The organism is Thermogemmata fonticola (assembly GCF_013694095.1).
Classification (GTDB): domain Bacteria; phylum Planctomycetota; class Planctomycetia; order Gemmatales; family Gemmataceae; genus Thermogemmata; species Thermogemmata fonticola.
This window is the reverse complement of record NZ_JACEFB010000004.1, coordinates 1-24,150: the sequence shown is the minus strand read 5'-3', so window position 1 is coordinate 24,150 and position 24,150 is coordinate 1. Positions and strand designations below refer to the sequence as shown.

21 protein-coding genes are annotated in these 24,150 nt (G+C 64.1%); 5 read left to right on the top strand and 16 right to left on the bottom strand.

Annotated features, from left to right (window positions below; genetic code table 11):
* Positions 1 to 193: 193 nt before the first annotated feature.
* The 6 genes from H0921_RS07545 to H0921_RS07520 all read right to left on the bottom strand — a co-directional run bounded on the left by H0921_RS07545 (position 194) and on the right by H0921_RS07520 (position 6,731).
* Entirely contained in the window at positions 194 to 1,114 is a 921-nt protein-coding gene (locus H0921_RS07545) for a hypothetical protein (protein ID WP_194537453.1), read from the bottom strand.
* 288 nt (positions 1,115 to 1,402) lie between these two features.
* Positions 1,403 to 2,938: a class II fumarate hydratase gene (gene fumC / locus H0921_RS07540; RefSeq protein WP_194537452.1), complete on the bottom strand. Its 1,536-nt coding sequence runs from the start codon at positions 2,936 to 2,938 to the stop codon at positions 1,403 to 1,405.
* Positions 2,939 to 3,079: 141 nt separating this feature from the next.
* Positions 3,080 to 3,877, bottom strand: a complete 798-nt coding sequence (locus H0921_RS07535; RefSeq protein WP_228499201.1) for an NIPSNAP family protein — start codon at positions 3,875 to 3,877, stop codon at positions 3,080 to 3,082.
* Between the two features lie 203 nt (positions 3,878 to 4,080).
* Positions 4,081 to 4,644 (bottom strand): hypothetical protein, encoded by a 564-nt coding sequence (locus tag H0921_RS07530; RefSeq protein ID WP_228499199.1) that lies wholly within the window; start codon positions 4,642 to 4,644, stop codon positions 4,081 to 4,083.
* A gap of 248 nt (positions 4,645 to 4,892) precedes the next feature.
* Complete coding sequence (locus H0921_RS07525; RefSeq protein WP_194537451.1) at positions 4,893 to 6,317, bottom strand: MATE family efflux transporter; 1,425 nt, start codon at positions 6,315 to 6,317, stop codon at positions 4,893 to 4,895.
* Positions 6,318 to 6,341: 24 nt separating this feature from the next.
* Positions 6,342 to 6,731, bottom strand: a complete 390-nt coding sequence (locus tag H0921_RS07520; protein ID WP_194537450.1) for an ArsR/SmtB family transcription factor — start codon at positions 6,729 to 6,731, stop codon at positions 6,342 to 6,344.
* A gap of 416 nt (positions 6,732 to 7,147) precedes the next feature.
* On the opposite strand from H0921_RS07520, the gene ribD reads away from it, so the two are divergent.
* Positions 7,148 to 8,302 (top strand): bifunctional diaminohydroxyphosphoribosylaminopyrimidine deaminase/5-amino-6-(5-phosphoribosylamino)uracil reductase RibD, encoded by a 1,155-nt coding sequence (gene ribD / locus H0921_RS07515; protein ID WP_194537449.1) that lies wholly within the window; start codon positions 7,148 to 7,150, stop codon positions 8,300 to 8,302.
* Between the two features lie 84 nt (positions 8,303 to 8,386).
* Here ribD and H0921_RS07510 read toward each other — a convergent pair whose 3' ends face one another.
* Entirely contained in the window at positions 8,387 to 8,827 is a 441-nt protein-coding gene (locus tag H0921_RS07510; protein WP_194537448.1) for a helix-hairpin-helix domain-containing protein, read from the bottom strand.
* 365 nt (positions 8,828 to 9,192) lie between these two features.
* Positions 9,193 to 10,116: a sugar phosphate isomerase/epimerase family protein gene (locus tag H0921_RS07505; RefSeq protein ID WP_194537447.1), complete on the bottom strand. Its 924-nt coding sequence runs from the start codon at positions 10,114 to 10,116 to the stop codon at positions 9,193 to 9,195.
* Positions 10,117 to 10,877: 761 nt separating this feature from the next.
* Here H0921_RS07505 and H0921_RS07500 point away from each other — a divergent pair.
* The gene (locus tag H0921_RS07500; RefSeq protein WP_228499197.1) at positions 10,878 to 11,351 is read left to right on the top strand and encodes a helix-turn-helix domain-containing protein; all 474 of its coding nucleotides are present in this window, start codon (positions 10,878 to 10,880) and stop codon (positions 11,349 to 11,351) included.
* A gap of 2 nt (positions 11,352 to 11,353) precedes the next feature.
* Entirely contained in the window at positions 11,354 to 11,923 is a 570-nt protein-coding gene (locus tag H0921_RS07495) for a PIN domain-containing protein (protein WP_194537446.1), read from the top strand.
* Positions 11,924 to 12,100: 177 nt separating this feature from the next.
* Here H0921_RS07495 and fabG read toward each other — a convergent pair whose 3' ends face one another.
* A complete protein-coding gene (gene fabG / locus H0921_RS07490) occupies positions 12,101 to 12,865 on the bottom strand; it encodes a 3-oxoacyl-ACP reductase FabG (RefSeq protein ID WP_194537445.1) in 765 nt (254 codons plus the stop codon).
* A 262-nt stretch (positions 12,866 to 13,127) separates the two neighbouring features.
* Here fabG and H0921_RS07485 point away from each other — a divergent pair, with 262 nt between their 5' ends.
* Together H0921_RS07485 and H0921_RS07480 are read left to right on the top strand one after the other, a co-directional pair.
* Positions 13,128 to 14,030 (top strand): metallophosphoesterase family protein, encoded by a 903-nt coding sequence (locus tag H0921_RS07485; protein WP_194537444.1) that lies wholly within the window; start codon positions 13,128 to 13,130, stop codon positions 14,028 to 14,030.
* Positions 14,031 to 14,323: 293 nt separating this feature from the next.
* Positions 14,324 to 14,635, top strand: coding sequence for an ArsC family (seleno)protein (locus tag H0921_RS07480; protein WP_194537443.1), 312 nt, complete (start codon positions 14,324 to 14,326; stop codon positions 14,633 to 14,635).
* Here the strand turns inward: H0921_RS07480 and metG are convergent.
* From metG to sucC, 7 genes are all read right to left on the bottom strand, one after another.
* A complete protein-coding gene (gene metG, locus H0921_RS07475; RefSeq protein ID WP_194537442.1) occupies positions 14,611 to 16,215 on the bottom strand; it encodes a methionine--tRNA ligase in 1,605 nt (534 codons plus the stop codon). The two genes, H0921_RS07480 and metG, sit on opposite strands and share 25 nt — an antisense overlap.
* Before the next feature lie 108 nt (positions 16,216 to 16,323).
* Positions 16,324 to 16,983 (bottom strand): TIGR02996 domain-containing protein, encoded by a 660-nt coding sequence (locus H0921_RS07470; RefSeq protein WP_194537441.1) that lies wholly within the window; start codon positions 16,981 to 16,983, stop codon positions 16,324 to 16,326.
* A 497-nt stretch (positions 16,984 to 17,480) separates the two neighbouring features.
* Complete coding sequence (locus tag H0921_RS07465) at positions 17,481 to 18,356, bottom strand: Uma2 family endonuclease (protein ID WP_194537440.1); 876 nt, start codon at positions 18,354 to 18,356, stop codon at positions 17,481 to 17,483.
* 236 nt (positions 18,357 to 18,592) lie between these two features.
* Positions 18,593 to 20,050, bottom strand: coding sequence for an MBL fold metallo-hydrolase (locus H0921_RS07460; RefSeq protein ID WP_194537439.1), 1,458 nt, complete (start codon positions 20,048 to 20,050; stop codon positions 18,593 to 18,595).
* 72 nt (positions 20,051 to 20,122) lie between these two features.
* Entirely contained in the window at positions 20,123 to 21,049 is a 927-nt protein-coding gene (gene sucD / locus H0921_RS07455; RefSeq protein WP_194537438.1) for a succinate--CoA ligase subunit alpha, read from the bottom strand.
* Between the two features lie 327 nt (positions 21,050 to 21,376).
* A complete protein-coding gene (locus tag H0921_RS07450) occupies positions 21,377 to 22,489 on the bottom strand; it encodes a hypothetical protein (RefSeq protein WP_194537437.1) in 1,113 nt (370 codons plus the stop codon).
* A gap of 43 nt (positions 22,490 to 22,532) precedes the next feature.
* A complete protein-coding gene (gene sucC, locus H0921_RS07445; protein ID WP_194537436.1) occupies positions 22,533 to 23,732 on the bottom strand; it encodes an ADP-forming succinate--CoA ligase subunit beta in 1,200 nt (399 codons plus the stop codon).
* Positions 23,733 to 24,150 lie beyond the last annotated feature (418 nt).

The window sequence follows — 24,150 nt, the reverse complement described above, 5'->3', positions numbered from 1 at the left end:
ACGAGGCAACAGCGGGAAAGTTTGGGAACCCCGGCAGCCCGCTTGGCTTGGAAATGAGACGTGCGCTCGGACCGCCTCCGCACGCCAGATGCCAGCCAGGCACGGGGGTGATCGCACCCCTCGCCGGGCCGGTCGTTTAGGGCGGCGGAATGAATGGGGGAGTTTGGGTCAGATGACGCCGGGAGGATAGAGGTCAGTTCTTGGCCACGAACTTTTTGATGCGGTAATTCTTGCCAGGGCCTTTGAGCCATTCGACGAAGGACTTGTGCACGAGCTTGTTGTAGTCCACCGGCGGCTGGCCCGGCTGCGGCGGCGTGAACTTGGGGGGAGTCCAGCCGTCCTGGGGCGTCAAGCCAAGGGCGTAGAACGCTTGCGCGACCTGGAAGGGGAACTCCTCGCCATTCGGCTGTTGGCTCCAGTCGGCTTCCGCCAGGGCTTGCAGAATCAGGCGGCTCATCTCCGCGTCGATCGGCACCTGGTCCACTTGCTGGGCGAACATTGGGGCGGCGCGGAACTTCATGACTAACACAGCGGCGGTTTGGGCGCGGACTTCCGGTTTGTCGCTCTTGAGTCCGGCCAGCGGATTGGCCAGGATCGCGGTGATCTTCTTGACCTGCTCGATCTCCTTGTTGGCGCCTTTGGCGGCGATGGGGGGATACATGCCCGGCATCATGTAGTACGGCCCGCCCGGATGCTTGACGAGGAAGAAGAGGAACTCATCCCCTTCGCGCAATTCCGGCAGTTGCAGGCCGGGGCGGATCGGCGGGCGCACGGGCCGAACGGGGCGGACGGGAACATCGACATCCGACGGGGGAGGCGGAGCCGCCGGCGGAACGAAAGCGATCTTCAAATGCGTGATGTTTTCCGCACCGCTGAGGTTCTCCTGCACCTTGACCAGGGCGATCTTGTGGCTCACTTTCTCCGGGGCGCCGGGAGCCGGGGCCAGGTCCACCGGCTGCTTCTCGATGCCAACCACCTTGCCGATGACAATCACCTCCGCATGAATCGCCCGCTGCGCCGGCGGGAAAAAGGCAATGCGCAACGCCGGAGCGGGACTCACCAACACCACTACGCCCAGCAGGGCCAGACTCAGGCCGAGCAACCGTTTCTTCATGGCTGACCTCCACGGAAGAGAAGGAATCGTTTCGGGCCATTCTAGGGGTGGCCGTCTCCAGGGCAAAACCCTCCCCTCGACACACCCCCTGTGCCGCTCATCGTTCCAGACGAGGCAGCGGCGGAAAAGTTTGGGAACCCCGGCGGACCGCTTGGGAAAAGGGGGGGAATCCTGGCGGATGGCTTGAAAAAAGAGGACGGGGCGCTCGGACCGCCTCCGTGGGCCGGAGGGAGGGCGGCGGGGTGCGGGATCGCGTCCTTAAGTCGGTTCGCTGGGAGTTGCGTCGGCTTATTCCAACCCCGGTCCGACCATCTTTTCGGGCCGGACGATGCGGTCGAAAATTTCGGCGGTCAGGACGCCGGAGCCGTCTTTGAGCGGCGGCGCCAGGCGGATGGCTTCTTCCCGCAGCGTGGTCCCGTTGGCGTGGGCTGCTTTGGCGATCTTGGCCGCGGCGTCGTAGCCGATGTAACGATTGAGGGCCGTCACCAGCATGAGGGATTCGTTCAGGTAGCGGCGGATGCGCTCACGATTGGGCGTGATCCCTGGCCGCAGCGGAGCGCCGGCCTTGGGGCGCAGCTTGCTGGCATCGACTTCCAGGCGGCCCGTCTCCGGATGAACGGCGTATTCCAGGGCCTGGTAGTCCAGCTCCGGCATGTCGGCAGCGCAGTGTTCCCGGAAACTTCGGCAGGCATCAGCGAGCAAGCGGATCGATTGGAGAATGTTGTAAATGATGAGGGGTTTGAAGACGTTGAGTTCAAAATTGCCCTGACTGGCGGCGAAAGCCACGGCGGTCGTGTTGGCCATGACCTGGATGCAGACCATGGTCATGGCTTCGGACTGGGTGGGATTGACCTTGCCGGGCATGATGGAGGAGCCGGGTTCGTTTTCCGGGATGGTGATTTCGGCGAGTCCGCAGCGGGGTCCGGAGGCGAGCCAGCGGATGTCGTTGGCGATCTTCATCAGGCCAGCGGCCAGGGTCTGCAACGCGCCGGCGAGGCTAGCCAGCGGTTCGTGACCGGCCAGGGCCTGGAACTTGTTCGGCGCGCTGACAAAGGGCAAGCCTGTCAATTCGGCGATCTTCCGGGCGACCCGCTCGGCAAACTGCGGATGGGCATTGAGGCCGGTGCCGACGGCGGTTCCTCCCAGGGCCAGCTCGTACACCGGAGGCAGCGCCGCCTGGATGGCCTGAAGGCCGTAGTCGATCTGGGCCACATAACCGCTGAACTCCTGGCCGAGCGTCAGCGGGACGGCATCCATGAGATGGGTGCGGCCGATTTTGACAATGTCGGCGAACTCCTGGGATTTGGCCGCCAGCGTGTCGCGCAAGGCCGTGACGGCGGGCAGGAGGCGCTGCCGGACCTCCGTGGCGGCGGCAATATGCATCGCGGTCGGGAAGGTATCATTGGACGACTGCGACATGTTGACGTCGTCGTTGGGATGGATCGGCTTTTTGCTGCCCGGCGTGCCGCCGGCGAGGACGATGGCCCGGTTGGCAATCACCTCGTTGACGTTCATGTTCGTCTGGGTGCCGCTGCCGGTCTGCCACACGCGCAGGGGGAAGTGCTCGTCGAGCTGGCCGGCGATCACCTCATCCGCGGCCTGAACGATCCAGGCGCATTTGTCCTCCGGCAGCAGTCCCAGTTCACGATTGACCAAGGCCGCCGCCTTTTTGAGAATGCCGAAAGCCCGGATCACGGGCCGGGGCATCACCTCGATCCCGATGGCGAAGTGGACCAGCGAGCGGGCGGTTTGCGCCCCGAAATACCGGTCAGCAGGGACCCGAATTGGCCCCATGGTGTCGGTTTCGATACGATACTCGGCCATAGGTGCATCTCCTCCCGGCGGTCGAGGCGGTGTGACCGTTTCTTCTCCACGTCCTGTGCCGCCTCTCCTGCCGGCGTGCGCTTCCGGATCCGCGGCCGGGGCGTGCCTGCCTTCTTTCACCTCTCAGCGCCAGGGAGAGCTTCAGCGCAAGGGGGAGTAGTCCGTGGGGAGCAGGAATTCGCTCACGACGCCCCCCTTGGGTTCGGTCAGGCTGCCGCCGGCCTTTTCTTCACTGGCCTTGCGGGCGGCGATCCAGTCCGGGTCGTTGCGGAAGGCCTCAAACGATTTCCGCGCCGCCTCGATGCTCTTGTGGGCCAGCAGGTAAATCAGCATCCGGTCCGCTTTCGGCTGGTCCGGCAGGAGGTTCCAGTAGGCGATGTTGGTGATGCCGTGACGGGTGAACAGCTTGAGCGTGTGATTGCGGAAGCGATCATTCAAAGCGCCGAGGTTGCCGGGCGTGGCAGTATAGGTGCGCAGCTCGAAGACGCGGGGCGGATCGGCCCGTTCCAGTTTCACCGGCGGGGAGTAATCGGTCAGTTGCAGGAAGGTGGACTCAATCCGTTCGACCAGCTTGCCGTCCTTTTCGGTTTCCGCCACGACGGCTTTCCACTGGGGGTCCTGGAGGAAGTCGGCGAAGCTCTTGTCCCGTGCCGCTTTGCTGGGTGCCGTGATCCAGTACACCAGTTTGCGCTGGGGGTTGTCGCCGGCGGGGACGAAGTAGCCGCCGTTGCTCAGCCCGTGCTTCTCGAAGAGCTTCAGGGTGTGATTGCGGAAGCGGGCATGGAGGGCCTCCAGCTTGCCAGGTGCGGCATAGTACACCCGCAGTTCATACAGCCGGGTATCCGCTGCGGGTGCGGTCGCTTCTCCCCGCGGCGCGGACGCAAACATTGCTGCCATCAGAAGGACACCAGCCGCCGTCAGTCCCACACTGCGATGCATCACTCCACCTCCAGAGACAGGGGAGGGCCGAAGAGCAGGCTGCCTCGGCCCAGGGCAGGAAAGTGCAGACAGTTTATGACTCTTCCCGCCGCCAGGAAACGGGGCACAGAGGAAACAGGGTGCAGAAAGTTATCACCCCGCCTGAGTCTTGCCGCCCAGTGCCGGGCGTGAGGTTCCGCGGTCTGACAAGCTCTGCGCCAGGGCTACGATGGCGGTTTGGCCTTCTTCAACTGGGGCAGGATGGCAGGATCGGCGTAGCGCTGCGGCTCCTTCTCGAAGCGTTGCCGGGCGAGATCGTTGTAGAAATACACCTTGACCCCCTGGTAGATCGTGAAGGGGTCTTTCGCCGAAACTTTGCGGTCCCGCAGCACGGGGCAATAGACCTGTTCCAGACCACGCGGAGGCAGTTTTTTGCCACGCAGGGCCGGGACAATCTCCGAGTCGAGATAGGCTGCCGGATCGCGCCGGAACTTACTGACACACTGATCGCAGCACAAGTAGATCGGCACTCCTTCGTACATCACCCGCGGCGAAGTTTCAGGATCGACTTCCTCGCTGGTCATGACCGGGCAGTATTTCTGCGGCGGAGACTGAGGCGGCTCCGATGGGGGGGCCGGCGGGGTTGGCTTCTGCGGCGGAGGAGTTTGCGCCATGCTCGACGGCAGCGGCTGCGGGGCCAGGAGCCAAAACAGCAGCAGGAGGGGAAGCCACCTGCCTCGCCCACGGAAAAGAGGGGGAAAAACTCGCCTGCGCCTCTCACCTGACATCGCTGAGCCTCCTCGCCCCTGGGGTTCCGCCTTGTTCTCCAGTTCCTCTGGACCGGCATTTCGTCCACAAGCGATGCTCTTCTCCCAACGTACTGCAGAGCGGCGGAAGCGTCTAGCCTGGGTTTTCCCACAGTATGCCGAGCCTGAGAGGGCGGAAGGGAGGGCATCCTGGAAAGCGGAAGGCCGAGCTTGCGAGAGAAGGGGGGGAGGGAATGACAGGCCGGTGTCCAAAGCGTCTCCGCGAAGGCTCAGACTTCGATGTGGCGCCAGCGGCCGGCCACGAAGCGCCAGGTCAGGAGCAGACCGCGGACCCACAGGTCAAGGACCATAGCGATCCAGGCGCCGCGCAGTCCCAGGCCCAGGGCGGGCAGGCGGAGGTCCGCACCGAGAGGGATTTCCGGCCAAGCGAGGAAATGAGCCAATGGCAAGCGGATGCCGAGGAAGCCGAACCAGGTGATGAGGACCGGCACGCGGACATCGCCGGCGCCGCGCAGGGCCGCGGTGAAGATGATCTGCGCCGCCAGGGCCGGCATGGCCAGCGAGATAAGTTGCAAGACGGGGACGCCCGCCTGGACCACTGCTTGCGTATCCGCTTCGTGACAGAAGAGCCGGAACATCGGCTTCGCAGCCAGGACGAAGACCAGCCCCATGCCGCACATGACGGCCGCCCCTTGCCCCCAAGCGATCCAGGCGGCCCGGCTTGCCCGCTGCGGCTGGCGCGCCCCCAGGTTCTGCCCGACCAGGGCCATCGCCGCCGTGCCGAATGCTCCCCCGGCGAGATAGGCCAAAGCTTCCCACTGCAAGGCGATGCCGTGAGCTGCCGCCGCCGTCGCTCCGAGCCGGTTGACCACGCTGAGGAACCAGAACTGGCAGACGGCCATCGATAGGCTATCCACCGCTGCCGGGACGCTGACGCGCAGCAGCCGCCGGATGAGCGAGCCATTCGGCCAGAGATCCTGCCCCTGAAGGCGCAGGCCGGAGCGCCCCTGCCGCAAGAGCCGCAGCAGGATGAAACAGCCGAGGGTATGCGCCAGGCCGGTTCCCCAGGCGATGCCGGCAAATCCCAGGCCGGGGACCAGCGGAGGAATGCCGAAACACAAGAGCCAGGCCAGGGGGAGATTCAGCAGGGCGACGCCGCCGAGGACGTGCAGACCAGTCCGGGTATCCCCCGCGCCGGCCAGGCAGGCGGTGCAGGCCGTCTCCATCATCTGGAAGGGCAGGAGCAGGGCTAAAGGCGTGAGGAACTCCAGGGCGAAGCGCACCGCCGCCGCTTCGAGCTGCAACAGGTGCAAAAGGTGGGGCAAACCGGCCAGCCCCGCGACGGTTCCCACGCTACCGAAGACGCCCGCCAGCAGCACCGCTTGAGCGGTTACCTGCCAGGCCAGCCGGTGATCCCGTGCTCCGATGGCCCGCGCCACCAGCGCCGTTGCTCCCACACTCACCAGGACCGTGTAGCTGGAGATGAACCAGTAGATGTACCCGGCGGTGGTCAAGGCGGCGAGGTAGTAGGGCCGCCCGGCAGGATCGCTCAGGGGGAAGCGGTCGGCCAGGAACTGATCGGACAGGCGGACCAGCAGGTGCAAGTATTGCTGGAACAGGGCCGGGAGCGCCAGATGCAGGACGGCCCGGCTCAGGGAGGCAGAAGGGGCAGGCGGAGGTGCAGGAGCCAGCATTGCGTCATTGTAGCGACCGCCGGCTTAGTGAGAGCGTTTATGCCGCCGGGGCCGGCCCCGCTTGCGCCCCTGCTGCCAATTCACCGGTTGCACAGGCGGAGGTTCCGTGATCCACAGGCGATACGGACCAAGGTTGAGCACCACGTGGGTGTCCGGTCCGCTGGCCGCATCCAGAACTCCCTCCCGCAGGCGGTAGAGCACCCGGCGCCCTTCCCGCGTATCCTCCACCAGACCGGCTTGCTTGAGGACCCCCAAATGATGCGACACATTCACCATCGGCATCTTCAGGATTTCGGACAACTCGCCCACGTAATGCGGCCGTTCCAAAAGGCACAAGGCGATCATCAAACGGGTTGGTTCGCTCAACCCGGCGAGCATTCGGGCAATGGGCCGCGCTTCACGCAATTCCATCATCACTCGTCACCACTTCTCCAAGTCAAACGATCCGGCCAAGACCTTTCCGCTGGTCTTGCCCTTATTATTCGTGGCTTCTTCTGCTCCGTCCCCTCACTCCAGTCCGATTTCTCTCCGTTATCGGCATTCCCGGTACTGTTAGTATACAGTCAGCGGAAAATCCACCTTCTGGCAGAAATTCGAGTGACTGCGGCACGTCACAACCAGCGCCTGCTTTCCTGGCACGTTTGGCACCGCTGGCCGGCATGAGTCGCCGTTTCCTGCGGCTTTCCCAGCGCCGAGACCGGAGGCGTGTGGGACAGGTTTCCTGTCCGCGAGGTATAATTATTACCGTTGCAAGTTGGCCATACTTTCATCGTGGGGTTCGATTTTCGGTAGCGGCAGGTGGGCTGAGCCAATACGCAGGGTATAGTCCGATGGATTCTCCCGATCGTTACTTGGAGCCTATGAAAGAGGCCCTGCGGGTGGCGGGCGGGGGGCGCGGCAGGGTGGAGCCGAATCCGCTGGTCGGGGCCGTGATCCTGGACGCCGAGGGGCGCTATATAGCGTCGGGCTGCCATAAGGAGTACGGCGGTCCGCATGCCGAGATCATAGCCTTGGAGATAGCTGGGGAGCGCGCCCGCGGCGGGACGCTGATCGTGACGCTGGAGCCGTGCTGTCACCACGGCAAGACGCCGCCGTGCACCGAAGCGATCCTGGCCGCCGGGATTCGCCGGGTGGTGGCCGCTATGACCGATCCCTTTCCCGCGGTGGCGGGGAGAGGGTTTCAGCGCCTGCGTGAGGCCGGGGTCGAGGTGATTGTCGGTGTGGGAGAAGTCGAAGCCCGCCGCCTCAATGCCGCCTACCTGAAGCGCGTCGCCACCGGCCAGCCCTGGGTGCATGCCAAATGGGCCATGAGTCTGGATGGGTGTCTGGCCAGTGACAGTGGGCACTCGTACTGGATCAGCAACGAGGCCTCCCGGTACCACGTGCATAAGTTGCGCGGCGTGATGGATGCCATCATTGTGGGGGCGAAGACGGTGCGCGTTGATGATCCGCTGCTCATCCCCCAACTGCCCACACCGCGCAAGCCGCGGCGAGTGGTGGTGTCGGCCAGCGGACAGTTGCCCTCGGAGGCCAAGCTCCTGCGCACCGCCCGCGAAGTGCCCACCCTGGTTTACACCACCGCCGAAGCCGTGCCCCGCCTCGCCGCCTGGCAAGCGGCCGGCGTCGAAATCGTCCCCCTGCCGCTGCAATCCCCCGCCGATCCTTCCGCTCCCCGGCTCTCCATCTCCGCTCTGCTGGACGACCTCGGCCGGCGCGGATGCACCCACGTCCTCGTGGAAGGAGGCCCAACCTTGTTCTCCTCCTTCTGGCAGGCCGATGCCATCGATGAATGGCATGTGTACCTCGCTCCTCTGCTGCTGGCCACGGGCCGAGTCCCCCTCCAGGGCCGCGCCGCCCGATTCATGTCGGACGCCCTCCACCTCGCCCAAGCGTCCATCGCGGCTTTCTCCGACAACGCCTACCTCCACGCCTACACCCCCCGCGGGCCGTTTGCCCCCTCCCCCCTGAAGTCCGCTCCATCCTGACAGTGCGCTAGCAAAGCATCCGGGGTATTCCGTGAGCCGCTCCTGGGTCGGGAAAGGGGGCCGCTCCTGGGCCGGGACCATGCCTCAACCTACGGGCTGGGTCTCGCTCCCGCTCCTCTCCACCGCGGCTGACAGGCTGCCGACATCGGGCTGGGCCGCCAGGGCAGAACCTTCCCCTAGCCGCACCGGGAGGGAGGAACCTTCTCCTTGCTGCCTGGGAAAGCTGGGAAAGGAAGAAGCTTCCCCACAAGGCACCGGAACGGAAGCGCTTTCCGCTTCCTGGTGCGCCCGGCGGACCCATTCGCAGAGGGTGCGTGCAATGCCCCGCCCGATGCCAGGGATGCGTTCCAGCACCTTGCGTCCCTGGGGGGTGGCCAGCTCGGCGGCTTCCCACGGCAGACCGAGCAGCACCAGAGCCGCCCGCCGCAACGCCCGGACCCGATACACGTTGGCCCCCTCCTGCGCCAAATGCTGAGCACGTGCCCGCAATAGTTCCGCCAGTTGGTGATTGGTGAGCACCGCCATTTTCGCCTCCTCTCTGCCGCCCCAGCGGCCGGATTCCGTCCGTTCGCCCCTCGCGGGTAAGTTCCGCCTTGTCTCAAGGCACCGTGCCATACGCCCAAGATTGTCCCCGAACTCCCCCGCCTCCGGCAATGTCCGTAGGAAGCCGGCCATCCGCTGGAAAAAGCGTCTTTCCGCTCGCCGGAAAAGGAGGGAAACAGGAGGGGAAAAGGGAGGCGCGGGCCGATCTCCAGCCAACTCCGCCGGAGAGAATGACTTAGCCAGGAGGGGCCGGCTCCGCCGGAGGGAATGACTCAATCGGGACTAACTCAGTCGGGGGGACAAAACGCATGGAGGGGAAGTGGCGCGGTCGAAGACTAGCAGCGGCCTCATCCCTGGACTAAGCGTTGCCACTGCTCCTTGTACCGCTTCAGGAAGGCGGTTCCTTCGGCGACATCGGGATAAGCTCGGCCCACTTCGCAGAGGGTGAAGCGGTCGTAACCGCACTGGCGGAGGAGGCGGAAGAGTTCGCGGTAGGGGTAAGTGCCGCGGGCGTCATTGTCCAGGTCGTTGATGTGGCAGGATTTGAGGTAGGGCTTCAAGAGGGCGAAGGCCTCCGCCACGGACCCGCGGTTGACATCCGTGGGGTTGGAGTTCCAGCAGACCCCCACCGCCGGATGCTGGCAATGTTCCATGATGGTGCGCATGTTCTGGGGGATTTGCGTGACGGCACCGTGGACTTCGACCCAGATTTCCACGCCAGCGTCGGCGGCGGCCTTGCCGCACTCGATGAGGGCCTTGCCGATCTGCTCGAAGGTCCGGGCCGGTTCCACGCCTTTGGGCACGCCGTTGGGACGCACCTTGACCCCCTTGCCGCCCAGGTCCCGAACCAGGTCGATGAACCGCTTGCATTCCTCGATGTTCTTCCGCACCACTGCGGGGTCCGCCGCGTGGAACTCGCACACCGTGCCGCAACCCCAGAAAATGATCCCGGCATCCGCGAAGCGTTTTTTCACCTCCTGGCGTTGGGGGGCGGTCAAGGACGGTTCCACGCCATGCTTGTGGGTCGTCCGGCACTCCACCGCGGCGATCCCAACTTCCTGGCAGACGCGCAGCACCGTGGGCAAATCCCAGTCCTTGGCCACGTTGTAGGTGACCAGGCCCAGGCGGAAGCGGACTGGCGCCTCCTGGGCCGGCGGGTCGTTCGCCGCCTGGACAGCGGCGAGCCTCACTCCCCCGATCGCGGCGGCCAACCCGGCTCCCACCACCTCACGCCGACTCCACACACCCTGCTCCCGCTGGATCGCACGCATCGCTCTGTCCTCCTCGCTAAAATGGCCCCAGTATCAGCCTCCCCAGGGCCGGTTGGGACCCCGGAGATTCGTCCTGCCGTCCGCTGCCTTTCCTGGGGTCCAGGTTTCTACCTGGTCCAGGTTTCTACCTCCCCTCCGCCGCGCTCCCTCTTTTCCCCAGCGGCCCTTCGCCCCGTGGTGCCTGGGGAACCTCCCAAGGCGGCAGCAGGCAGGGAAACCCGCACCATCCACCGCCCTATCCGCTTTCTGCCACTCTATAAGGAGGGCGAAGAGCGGGGAGATTCCGGCGGATCAAAAAGGGCGGGGGCTGCAAACCTTGCCGGGCAAAAGTGAAGCGAAAGAGCGGCGAGCCATAACGTAGCCAGAGGTGTTCGGGAACGGGACCAAAAAATTTTCCGACAACGGGACAATAAACCGGCGGCGGCGCGCATCGTATCTAGCGAGGGGCGTTTGGCAGCGTCGCCTCTCATGTGGGAGCGACAGGCCGGACTGATCCAGTGGAAGGTGGGCAGCGTCCTTCTGCTGACATCGGTCCGGCTGTCTTTTTTGCCTTTTCGTTTGTCCGCGGCAGTCGGCCACTCTCTTCTCTGGGAAAGAACCCCACCGCTTCCCGTCGACTCGGTTCCATCCGGTCAAATCACCGGCTGCGGTATGCTTTCTCCGAGGTTTCTGGCCCCTGGCGATGGCTTCGTTGATTGCGATTATTGCGATGAGCCGATAGAATGCAGGGTGGGAAGAGAGAAACGGGAGGAGCCACAAAGATGACGGTCATGCTCGGCGCATTTCCTGCGACCATCACCCCGACACCGGAGGACACGCGGCTGGCCCAGGAAGCCAGCCAGCAGCTCGCCAAGCTGCTCCAGGGGAGGAAGAAGAACGTCCGCTTCCGCATCCAGCCGACCGACAAGCCGGAAGAGACCGTCACGCTGCCGCTGTCGATCCTTCGACTGCTCGCGGACATCCTGAGCCAGATGGCCAAAGGCAATCCCGTGACGCTGATCCCCACCCATGTCGAGCTGACCACGCAGCAAGCCGCCGACTTGCTCCTCGTCTCCCGGCCGTATCTGATCAAGTTGCTTGACGAAGGCAAAATCCCCTACCGCATGGTCGGCAAGCACCGCCGCATTCGCTTCGATGACCTAATGGCCTACAAACAGAAGGATGACGAGGAGCGGCTGAAGGTCTTGGAAGAGCTGTCCGCCCTCGATCAGGAACTCGGTGGCATGGGCTACTGACAGTGAACCAACTCACCGTTGTTTACGACGCCAGCGTCCTCTACCCGGCTCCGCTCCGGAGCCTGCTCATGTACTTGGCGCTCACGGGCTTATTCCGTGCCAAGTGGACCAACGCTATCCACGAAGAATGGATGCGAAACGTTCGGAAGGACTATCCGGACATCGCTCAAGCCCAAGTCGAACGTATCCGCGACCTTATGAATGCCCATGTCAGAGATTGCCTGGTCACGGATTACGAAGACCTCATCGGAGCGCTAACTCTTCCCGACCCGGACGACAGACACGTCCTCGCCGCTGCAATCCGTGCGGGTGCCAGTGTGATTGTCACGGCCAATCTCGCGGACTTTCCGAAAGAGACGCTAGCTAAATATGGGATCGAAGCCCAACATCCGGACGAGTTTATCCTGTACCTGCTCGATCTAGCCCCTCACCTTGTCTGCTCCGCAGCCAAGAAGCAGAGGGAGAGTCTCAAAAACCCACCCTTGACCGTCGAACAGTACCTCAAATCTCTGGAAAGGCAGGGGCTGGGGCAAACTGTCTCTGCTTTGCGGCAGTATGTCGAATTTCTCTGAGTGGATATCGACCTCACTGGCAATACCGTTACTTCTCGGTCACGGTGATGTCTCACCCGCCGTCGCTTGTTGCCAGACGCAGTCTGAGAGGCGGATGGTGCCGGCACTCTCTCACCGACGGCCAGGAACAGTTTCACCCCATCGGTTTCGAGTCCGGTCGGTTAGCGTCCAGTCGGTTCAGATCCAGCCGCCGGTGACGGGCAAGACTTGGCCGGTGATGTAACTGCTTTCGTCGCTGGCGAGGAACAGGACGGCATGGGCGACATCCTGGGGCGTGCCGAGGCGTCCCACGGGGATTTGCTTGAGGTACTCGGCGAGGACTTCCGGGCGGAGTTCGCCGAGCATGGCGGTTTGGATGACGCCGGGGGCGACGGCGTTGACGGTGATCTGCCGCCGGGCCAGCTCCTTGGCCAACACGCGTGTCAGACCGATGACACCAGCTTTCGCCGCGGCGTAGTTGGTCTGGCCGTGAAAGCCGACAAGTCCAGCCACCGAGGCGATGTTCACAATCCGCCCCCCCTCCCGCAGGATGTCCACGGCATACTTGCAGCAATAGAAGACGCCGTCGAGATTGGTCCGCAGGACGGCGTGCCAGTCCTCCAGGGTCATTTTGCGCAGGCTGCGATCGCGGAGAATACCGGCATTGTTGACTAGAATATCCAGGCCGCCGCAGCGCTCCTGCACCTGCCGCATGAGGGCTTCGACCTCCGCGGCTTCCCGCACATCCGCGGCCAGCAGATGCACCGGCGGCGCCTGCTCGCGGGCCTGTAACTGCTGGACCAACTCCTCAGCGTCCCGCCGATTCTGCCCGCTGGGATCGTTCCAATAATGCACGATCGTCGTGGCTCCCGCGGCGGAAAACGCCGTGGCAATCGCCGCGCCAATCCCGCGCGAGCTGCCCGTGACCAGGGCCACCCGCCCGCTGAAATCGTACCGGATCATCGCTCCGTTCTCCGTGGGTCTTCCGGGGATGGATTCCTCTTTCCGACGCTCCCTCGCCCTTGTTCGGCGGGAACGTTCCGCTGGCCTATTCTGCCGGCAGCCCCATTTTTCCCGTCCGGACCTGCATGCCGCCGCCTCTCCGGCTGCGGGGTGTTCCGCCGGTTTTGGGTCGGCTTCTCGCTCGGCGGCGGAACATGCCGGCCCTGTTCCCTTGGCCCCTGCTCGATAGTCTGAAGACAGAGCGCCGATTGTAAAGGGTGTTATGGTGCGATTGCTGCACTTCAGCGATATTCACGTGACGGCGGCGCCGCGGAGCAAGAGCTGGCGGGAGTGGTGCAACAAGCGGCTGATGGGCTGGATCAACATCCATCTTTTGGGCCGGGGAGCGCGCCTGGCTCAAGCGGGGCGCCTGACCCGGCTGTTGCACACGGAAATCCTCCAGCGGCAGCCCGACGCCGTCATCTTCAGCGGGGATGCATCCCTCCTCGGTTTTCCGGCGGAACTGGAAGAAGCCGCTCGCCTGTTGGGACTGGCCGAGAATGCGCCCTGCCCCGGTGTCGCCGTACCGGGGAATCACGACTACTACGTGGCAGCGGCAGCACGATCCGGTGCCTTTGAACGCCTCTTTGCCCCCTGGCAATGCGGTCTCCGACTGTCCCAGCGCCCCTATCCCTTTGCCTGCCGCATAGGGCCGGTCTGGCTGATCGCCCTGCACGCGGCCCGCCCCCATGTCGGCTTCTGGGATGCCAGCGGCAGTGTGGGGGCTTCCCAGTGGCAGGACCTCCAAAAACTCTGCCAGAAGCTGGACCCTGGCCCGCGGATCGCCGTCTGCCATTACCCCCTGCTGACGGAACAACGCCGTCCCGAAGGCTGGCACCGCCGCCTGCGCGACGCCGCCGACGCCCGCCGTTGGATTGAGTCCTGCGGCATCAGCCTTTGGCTCCACGGCCACCGCCATCGCTGGTACTACCTGGATGCCGGCGCAGACCTCCCCTGCCCGACCATCGGAGCCGGCAGCGCCACCCAACGGGGACGGGCCGGCTATCTCGAATACCGCCTGGATGGCCCTGGGCTTCACGTCCTCCGCCGCGCCTATGATCCTGATACCGGCACCTTCCGCGATGCGGAACAGTTCCAGTTGGTCCTCCGCGGCCTCGAGACGTGAGACCGGACGGCGTGGCGGATCCGGTTGGGCTGCTGCTGGACTGCTGGATCATGCCCAGGTCATCCCCGGGAGGTGAAACAACCGATATTTCTTCGGAGGAGGGAAAAACAACTCGGTTGTTCCGCTCGATGTCACACAACGCTTGGCTTTGAAGAGGGACGGCGCAGCATCCCAGACGCGTTGCGAGCACCATTTTGACAAATCTGAGGAGAGGAGGGAACACCGCCATGACTCGTCGTCACCCCGGGGCAGCACCGCCAGCCATCGATTGGCTCTACGAACGCAAAGGGTGAATGACCTGCCAGAAGGCCCAGGAGTTCCTGGAGCGCGCGCAGGTTTCGGTGCGGGAAAGCGTCAATGCCAGCAAAGTCCGCTACGGTCCGCAGGAGGCGTTGGGATTGCTCCCTGGGATAAGCCGGCTGATTGTCACACGGGGGCAGAAGGTGGAGCAGTGGGACCTGCGGCAGGAGAAACCCGCGGAGGAGGAATTGCTCCGGCGTTTGCTCGGCCCTAGCGGCAATCTCCGCGCTCCCACCGCCCGCGTGGGGACGACTCTGATCGTCGGCTTCCAGGAGGCAGCCTACCGCGAAGTCTTGGGACTTTGAGGCGGACTGTCCAACTCGATGCGGGGGAACAGCGGTTTGGGCTTGCCGTCGACCAGGGGGGCGGCGGCCCGCCGGTCCTCCCGGAGCACTTCCGGTTCCGCCGCATCGGCATAGCGCACCTGGTCCCAGGGAAGCTGGAAATTGAAGCTCTCGTAGATCGCCGCCGCCGTGCGGGGGAGGAACGGCTTGAGCACAATCGCCGCCACCCGCAGGGACTCCACGGCACGGGCCAGCACCTGGGCCGCCGCCGCGGGGTCCGTCTTGACCAGCTTCCACGGCGCCTGCGCTTCCAGATATTGATTCGTCGGCGTGAGCAGATGCTGCAAGGTCGCTTGCAATGCCTGGTGATAGTGGTAGCTTTCCACCCCCTGCCGCACCTGAGCGATGAACTCCGCCGCTGATCCCGCCGCCACCACCGCCGCCGGCGCCTGACCGACCAACCCCGGCAGCGCTCCCGCGTAGTTGCGCCAGATCAACGTCAGGCAGCGGCTCAGCAGGTTCCCCAGATTGTTCGCCAACTCGGAATTATAAATCTCCGCAAAACGAGACCAGGAAAACTCCCCATCGGACGGATACGGACATTCCCGCAGAAAATAATAACGGAACGCCTCACGATTGAACTTGGAGATCACCTCCATCGGCTCAATGACATTCCCCAAAGATTTGCTGATTTTCTCCACAATGCCGGATTCTTCATTTTTGATGTAGACAAACCCGTGGGCAAAGACTTGTCGGGGGGCCTCTTCGCCCGCCGCCCAGAGCATCGCCGGCCACAGCGCGCAGTGGAAGCGGGTGATGTCCTTGCCGATGAAGTGCACATTCGCCGGCCAGTACTTGCGGAAGGTGGCCTCGTCGTCCCCGTAACCGATGCCCGTGATGTACGTCAGCAGCGCGTCGAACCAGACGTAGATGGTAAACTCCGGGTCGAAGGGCATGCGGATCCCCCAGCTTTCCCCACGCCGGGAGATGTTCACATCGCGCAACCCCTCCGTCTGGATCAGGCTGATGATCTCGTTGCGCCGGCTTTCCGGTTGAATGAATTCGGGATGCTTCTGATAGTGCTCCAGCAGGCGCTCCTGGAAGGCTGAGAGGCGGAAATAGTAGCACGGCTCGCTCCGCCGAATCAGGGCGATCTTGTGCGTCGGGCACATCCCCTGATGTTCGTCATACTGCTTCTGGGTTTTGAACTCTTCACATTCGGAACAATACCAGCCTTCGTAGTCCCCCTTGTAGATGTAGCCGTTGTCATAAACTTTTTGGATGAATTTGCGGCAGCATTGTTTATGGCGCTCACTGCTGGTTTGGATGAAGATATCGTAGCTGATATCCAGGGCATCCCAGACGGCGCGGAACTGCCGGGCCATTTCATCGCAATAGCTCTGCGGGTCCAGCCCCATCTGCGCCGCTTGCTTGGAGACTTTGACCGTGTTCTCGTCATTGCCCATGAGGAAGAACACCTCGAAGCCTTCCATGCGGCGATAGCGGGCTTGGACATCCGCCCCCAATTTTTCAAACGCGGTACCGATGTGGGGCCGGCTGTTGGGATAGTCGATCGCGGTGGTCTGAAACCAGGTGGCCATCGGTGTTGTCCTGGACGTGCCTTTCTCCGCCGGGATGGATTTGTTCTAGAAGTTGGGGCAGAAGCAGGGAAGGTTGCGCGGAACCTGGGCGACGGCGCGGGTGGGGAGTCAGGCGGCGTAGAAGCGGGAACGGGCCGGCGGTAACTGGGGAATGACCCGGTGGAGCTGAACGCCGAAGCGTTCCCGGCAGGCGTGCAGCCAGTAGTCGTCCACATCCCCGCTGGCTCCCCCCACCCCCAGATGCCGCAACCGCTGCGTGTAGGGGCTGTCCAGCAGGGCGATCACCGCGGGCAGATGCAGCAACGTCTGCGGGGCGTACACCTCGGCGATCTGCCCAAACCACGGCTGGCGGACCAACTCGGCAAACTCCGGGGCCGAGCAGGGGTGGACGTAAAGCGAGCGCAGCGGTGTCCGGGCGGCCAGGGCGGCACCATAACGCTGCAACACGGCGGCGGGTAAATGAAAATACTCGGCAAAACCCCGTCGGAACACCCACCCGCCCCACACGCCCGCCGGCAGGTTCAGCACCTCCCGCAAAGGCTGCACCCACTCCTCCTCGTGCCGCAGCAATAGCTCCCGTTGCTGGCGTTCCCAGCTCCGCCGCTCGGCCAAACTGCCGGAACCGCGGGTCAAGCGCAACTGCACGCGAATGAATGCGGCGTAGGCCGTCTCGCCCCGCTCCTCCAGCCAGTCGGCATAAATCAGGCGCGGCAGGTCATCCTCCGGCTCCCTCACGATCGCCGCCAAAAGTGCCTCGCGTTCGGTCATGGTTCGGAACTCCTGGCCTTCCTTTCCCGACCTCACCTTTGCGCTCAATTCGGTTGGACTTCCCCCTGTTTCCCCGGCATCCGCCCCCATCCACCGTCACGAGCCGACCGAGACCATCCGATGAACCTCACTCCCGCAGGCACTGGGAACCGCCCTGCGTCCGGGTCTGGTATCATTTCCCCCTCGCTCAAAAAGTCTGTCCAAGGGATGGTATCCCTCCGCATGCCATAGCCTGACATCCGCCCTTCCATCCTCTTGTTTTGCGCCTCCGACCGCTCACGAAAGCCGGCCGCCGCGCAGCTTCCCGATACCATCTTCTCTCGTGGATGACAACGTTTACTCGACCGCCATTCTATTGCCGTGTGCTTCCGAAATCGCGGCGAGACAGCGAACGCCGAAGTGGGCCAGTGGCACCCTCCGGTGCGGCGGGCTGGTGACACCCTGTGACGATCCAGCGACATCCTGCGGCAGGCTGGTGACACTCTGTGGCGGGCCGATTACATTTCTTCGGTGGACAGGCCTTTTTGCCGGAGCCATTCGCGCAGACGCTGCAATTCCCGTTCGGCGGCCTCGGCCCGTTGTTTTTCGGCTTCGGCACGCTGCCTCTCGGCCTCCGCGCGTTGTTTTTCGGCTTCGGCGCGTTGTTTTTCGGCTTCGGCGCGTTGTTTTTCCGTTTCCCAGGCCAGGGCGAGTTGCTCGCGCAATTGCCAGAGTTCCGCGACGCTCAGGAAAGGCTGGCCGTCCGGGTGGTAAAGGCGCAGCTCTTCTCCCGGCGTCAACTCGAAGCGGATGCCCAGGCGCGGACTGATGAAGCTGCGCGGCTCCATGATTTCCCGGAAATCCGTGCCGGTATTCTGGAGCCAGATTTCCAGCGTGTGCGTTTCCGGATCGTACACGTAGTACTCCTCCGCGCCATAGCGGCGGTAGAAAGCCCGCTTGCGGGCCATGTCCCCTTCGCGGTTACTGGGCGACCAGATTTCAAAGATCACCTGCGGGAAAATGTTGTCTTCTTCCCAGACCTTGTAGCTGGGCCGATCTCCCTTGGGCCGGCCGAAAACCACGGAGATATCAGGAGCCTGGCGAATACTCGGATCACCCCTAACCGGGTAGATAAAGTTATCCGCGGCAACAAAGACATTCGGATCATTGCGGTAAAGATAGTCCAGGTTTTCCTTGATGGTAACAATCCAGCGATACTGAATACCGTCCGATTCGGGGTAGAAGGGATCGGGTTCCCGCGGCCCGGCGGGGGTCGGTGTCGGACGCGGAGGGGATCCGGACGGAAGAACGGTCGGCGTCGTTATGGACCTGTCACTCTCTGGAGTTGGGCATGGTTTTGCCCCGATGTTATCAGTATCCTCTGGAGCGGACATTCCGGCAATCGTGGGGCGGCGGAGCCAGCCGTGCTGGGCGAGTGCTGAGGGAGCACGGCCCTTGCCACCAATGGTGTCAGGGCAGTTGCAGGGAGAAAGATGCGCCTCGCTTATTCAGGAGGAGAAGGGCATGGGTAGAGGGGGAAAGGCATCGATTCAGGGGGAGAAGCCGCGGTTTAGGAGGACAGGGCAGCGGGCGGACAGGAACGGGGGATGGAGCGAATGACAGCTCTTAGTCAATGTAGCGAGGGGGAGGAAGGGAGGGGATCGACGGTGACCTGGTCGCCGGGCCAGGGTACTTCGACATCGGGAAAGCCGAGTTGCCGCAGGTGCTGGGCGAGGGTTTCCGCTTGGGAGCGTTCGCCGTGGATGAGGCGGATTTTGTGGAGGCGTCCGACCAACGGGCGGAGGTAGGCTTCAAAGTCGTCGCGGTCGGCGTGAGCACTGAAGCCGTCGAGGTGGATGATGTCGATCCACTTGTTCCAGGTGCGGCCCTGGAAGGTGACGGTGGGGCGGGGTTCGAGGAGGCGCCGGCCCAGGGTGCCTTCCGCTTGATAGCTGACCAGAACGAGGGAGCAGCGGGGATCGTCGATGAGTTGCTTGAGGTGGTGCTGGATGCGTCCGGCATCGCACATGCCGCTGGAGGCGAGGATGACGGAGGAGCCGGGTTGAGAGGCCAGGCGCAGGCTGAACTGGAAATCCTCGACGTAGTGGATGCCGTCGCCGCCGAGTAAGCCGCGTCCTTGCCGGATGGCTTCGGCCACATCCGGGGCCAGGCAATCGGTGTGCGCCCGATAGACTTCCGCCACCTGCCGGGCCAGCGGACTGTCGACGTAGATGGGAACGCGCGGGAAGGCTTGCTGGCGTAAGCCGAGCTGAAGGACGTAAATGATCAGTTGGATGCGGCCCAGGCTGAAGGCGGGGATGAGCACCTTGCCGCCGCGCGCGACCGTTTGCCGGATGACCTCATAGAGCCGTTCGACGGTTTCGGAAAAGGACGGGTGGCGCCGGTCGCCGTAGGTGCTCTCGCAGATGAGGACATCGGCGGGGGGCAAGGGGCTAGTCGGCCGCAACAGGGGCAAGCCGCGCCGGCCCAGGTCTCCGCTGAAAACCAGGTGATGTTCCCGCTGCGGCCCCTGGAGGACCAAGTGGCAGATGGCCGCGCCGAGGATGTGCCCGGCCTCCAGAAAGTGGAAGCGGGCGTGAGGACCGAGTTCCACCTCCCGGCCATAGGGTACCGGCTTGACCTGTCTAAGTGTCCACTCAACGTCCCGCTGGGTATAGAGGGGTTCGACCAGAGGTTCCACGAAGTGCCGGGCATGATTGAGGAAAGCGGCGTCCTCTTCCTGAATGCGGGCGGCATCGGCGAGCATCACCGGCAAAAGGTCGGCGGTGGCAGGTGTACAATAGATCAAACCGCGGAACCCTTGGCGGACAAGCGTAGGGAGGTTGCCGCAGTGGTCGATGTGGGCATGGCTCAGCAGGACGGCCCGGATTTGCTGGGGATGGAAGGGGAAGCGGCTGTTCCGCAGGCGGGCTTCCAGGCTCCGTCCATGATGCAGGCCGCAATCGAGCAAGTAATCCTGCCGGCCGACACGCAACACATGCATGGAACCGGTGACATCCCCCGCGGCTCCCCAGAAGGTCACTGTCGGCGTGGTGAGACGAGTTTCAGCATGTTCCCTGTGTTCCATTACCATATTTTAGGAGGCAGCCCGGGGAGTATGAAGGTTGAGCCGCGGCCAGGAGGGGCTGGCTTTGGGGACTCAGGCGGAGTGTTGGCGGCGGGACAACGCCTTCTGGACGGCAGCGCCCATCTCGGCGGGTGTTGCGGCCACCTCAAAGCCGGCCTGGCGCAGGGCCGCAATTTTGCCGGCCGCTCCACCACTGCCGCCGGAGATGATGGCCCCGGCATGTCCCATGCGGCGTCCCGGCGGTGCAGTCTGACCTGCGATAAAGGCGGCCAACGGCTTGGTCACGTGGCGGGCGGCGTAGGCGGCGGCACGTTCCTCGGCGTCTCCGCCAATCTCCCCGATCAACAGGATCGCCGACGTGCCCTCGTCCTTCTCGAACATCTCCAGCAGCTCCACCTGCGTCGTGCCGGGAATCGGATCGCCCCCGATCCCCACGCACGTCGATTGCGGCAGGCCCAGGCGGCTGAGTTGAAAAACCGCCTCGTAGGTCAGGGTTCCCGAACGGCTGATCACGCCGACGCCCGCCTGACCGGGAGCACAAGGCGTGTGAATATAACCTGGCATGATTCCGATCTTGCATTGCCCCGGCGTGATGATCCCCGGACAATTGGGGCCGATGAGCCGGACGTGCGGCGTGTTGCTCGCCAGCCAGCGCTTGGCCCGCGCCATGTCCAGGACGGGAATGCCCTCCGTGATGGCCACGATCACGCGGATGCCGGCGTCCGCCGCCTCCAGGATGGCATCCGCCGCGCCGGCGGGAGGGACGAAGACCATGCTGGCCGTCGCCCCGGTCTTGCGCACCGCTTCCGCCACGGTGTTGAACACCGGCAACTCCCGGCCCGATTGCGGACCCCGCCAGGTTGTCCCGCCCCGTCCCGGCGTCACTCCGCCGACAAATTGCGTCCCGTACAGCAGACACTGATCCGTGTGAAACGTGCCCGCCTTCCCGGTGATCCCCTGGCAAATCACACGCGTGCTGGCATCCACCAATATGCTCATGGCTGTGTGGAACTCCTTACCCTCTCACGTCGGGGTCCGAATGCAGCGATACCTTCTCCGCACCGAGGCCGTGGCTCCTTCGATGTTTTCTCCGGCGTTTTCTATCGCGGACCGACCCTGGGTCCTCCGGCACCTCCGGGGCGGTTCCGTATGTTGGCGGCTTCCCGCTCCAGGAACGGTGGCGCATCGCTCGCTCGCCCATCGTGGGGAACTCGCACACCTTGGGGAAGAGGTTACGGAGGCCGTGGCCGGAGGGCGAGACCCGCCCCGCACTCGCTTCCCTGTGGCGTTTCGCTCCCCCGCCCTCACTCTCCCGCCACCGGCAAGTCAGGGGGTTTCCTGGATGCGCTCAATGAGCCATTTCCCGGACGGTCCCGCCGATTCCAGCGCCAGGACCCACCGCCGGCTGGCGCCCTTGTCCCCCTTCCCCTCGATCTGCCAGTGCCGGGGCGGATCCAGAGGATGGAGGTGGAATTGCTGGAGGTCCTGGATCATGGCGGCGATTTTCAGTTGCAGTTGTCCGCGGTTGAAGTCGTAGCCGTGGGCTTTGTCGGAATCGAAGGGCGCTGCCCAGGCCTGGCGCAACGCCGGAGACAAACCCGCCGCCACCAGAACCGAGCGATCATCAGGACTCAGGGCCTTGCGATCCGCCAGGGCCGCCAGCCAACATCGCAGCATAGCTCCGGCCAATTCCTGCTCCCCACGATCCGCTCCCGGAGTCGAGGCTGCTTGGTCCCGCTTCGGCCAGGTCAAGGGGACCTCCGCCGAGCTGAGGACCAGGAGATCGACCTGCCAGTTCTGCCCTTCCCGCCGCAGCAGCAGGTAATAGTGGCCGGGGTTGCTGTCCTGCTGGGCCGAACCGCTCAGAATGGCCCACTCTGTTCCCACCAGGCCGATGGGGGGAGCGAAGGTCCGTCCGCGGCCAGCGCGCTTGAGCCAGCTTTCGGCCGCCAGCGAACTGTAACCCTTCTCCCGATCGCCCGGCAGTTCCCAGGGCCGCCCGATGATCCGCACCAAGTCAGCGGTGAGCAGCTCCAAGCGCGGCGTGCCCTCGCTGAGGCTTTTCAGGAAGGCGATCGCTGTGGCCACCGCCGGTTCCTCGGCACTGGCGGTCCGCCAAACGGTGCTCGAAGAAGCGGGATCGCCCGACTTCTGCCCTGCCGGCGGTTCGGAATCCTTTCCGGACGGCGGAGGGAGCGGCGGGGCCTGCTGGGAATGGGAAGCCGTTCCCGGCGTGCGGTCCGACGGTTCCCCTCCTCCCGTCGGCTTGACCGGACTGCTGCTGCATGCAGCGAGCGCCAGGCTGAGCAAGGCGGCCAAACCGGTGCCCCCACGGGACCAACCCCGCCTGCCCCAGACCACGAGAGCCTGGCGGCAAGGCGATCCTCCTGGCCAAGAGAGTAAACCTGCCGCTCGTGATGGTTCCTGCGATGCTGCCATGACAAGACCTCGTCACCAAGTTCAGTTTCCGCCAGGCCCAGAGTTAGCGGCTCAGGGCGACCACCATCTGGGCAGCGCTGGTCAGGTCCGGTGCGGTCTTGAGCGTGGGCAGTTCCGCCGCCGCTTCGGCCAGAATCTGCCGCGCCTTGTCCGCATTGGTTCCTTCCAGCCGCACCACCACCGGAACCCGGAAGCCCACCTCCCGCCCCGCTTGAACCAGCGCTTCCGCGATCAGATCGCAGCGCGCGATCCCGCCGAACACATTCACCAGAACGCCCCGAACCTTCGGATCGCTCAGCAGGATGCGGAAGGCTTCCACCGCCCCTTCCGGCGTCACGCTCCCGCCGACATCCAGAAAATTCGCCGGCTGGCCCCCGTAGTACTGGATGATGTCCATCGTGGCCATCGCCAAACCCGCTCCGTTGACCAGGCAGCCGATCGTCCCATCCAACTGAATGTAATTCAGATGAGCCTGCGCTGCCCGTACCTCCAGGGGGTTTTCCTCCTCCGGGTCCCGCAACGCCGCTATCTCCGGATGCCGGAACAAGGCGTTGTCATCAAAATCGATCTTGGCGTCCAGCACCATGATCTGGCCCTTGCGCGTCCATGCCAGCGGATTGATCTCGGCCAGCGAGGCGTCCTTCTCCAGATAGACCCGTGCCAGCGCCTGGAAGACCTTCTCCACCTGCGGCACCTGCTCCGGGGAAAAACCCAGCTCATACGCCAAGCGCCGCGCCTGGAACGGCTGCAATCCTGCCTCCGGAGCAATCGGGGTCTTGAGAATCTTCTCCGGGTGGCGGGCGGCCACCTCCTCGATCTCCATGCCCCCTTCCGCACAGGCCATCAGCACCGGTTGCCCCGCCGCACGATCCAGAACGATCGCCACGTAATACTCTCGTTCCGGCTCGGCATCGGCCTGAACGATCAGAGTGCGGATCGGCACGCCTTCCGGACCAGTCTGCCGAGTCTGCAACCGATGGCTGAGCATCGCCTCCGCCACCTGCTGCGCCTTCTCCCGGCTGGGGCAAAACTTCACCCCCCCCAGCTTCTCCGGATAACCCAGCAACTGCCCCGCGCCGCGGCCCCCCGCATGCACCTGAGCCTTGACAACCACGCCCCCGCCCCCACTGAGCGCATCAAAGGCATTGGCCGCCTCGGCTCCACTACGCACCACAATATGCGGGGGAATCGGCGCTCCTGCCGCTGCCAGCAACTCCTTGGCCTGATACTCATGAATCTTCATGACTGCACCTGCCTTCCCAGGATCGTTCATCGCCAACCGATGCTCATCATCTTAGCCGCTGCCCCTGCCGATTGTCTGCGAAGATTCTGGACATTCCAACCCGAACCTTCCGCCCAACATTCCAGCCCAGGGACACGGCCATTTCCAGACGCTGCCCTGGCTTCTCGATCGCTGCGCGGCGGAGGGCGTGCCTGCGGAGTTTCCCCGGCTCCATCCCTCCACAAAAGCCGACTCTCCTTTATCAATCGACCACTTATTGGAACGACATGAACCGCTGCATCTCTAATTTTATGACAACCGTGTGTCATCCGGAACCAGCCGGTGGAAGGCGGGACGGTCAATCGGCGGCAGTGATGGCGGCTCTCGAAGCGGGAATGCCGCTCCGGCTTCTTCCGTCGAGGCCACGATTTCTGGGGAC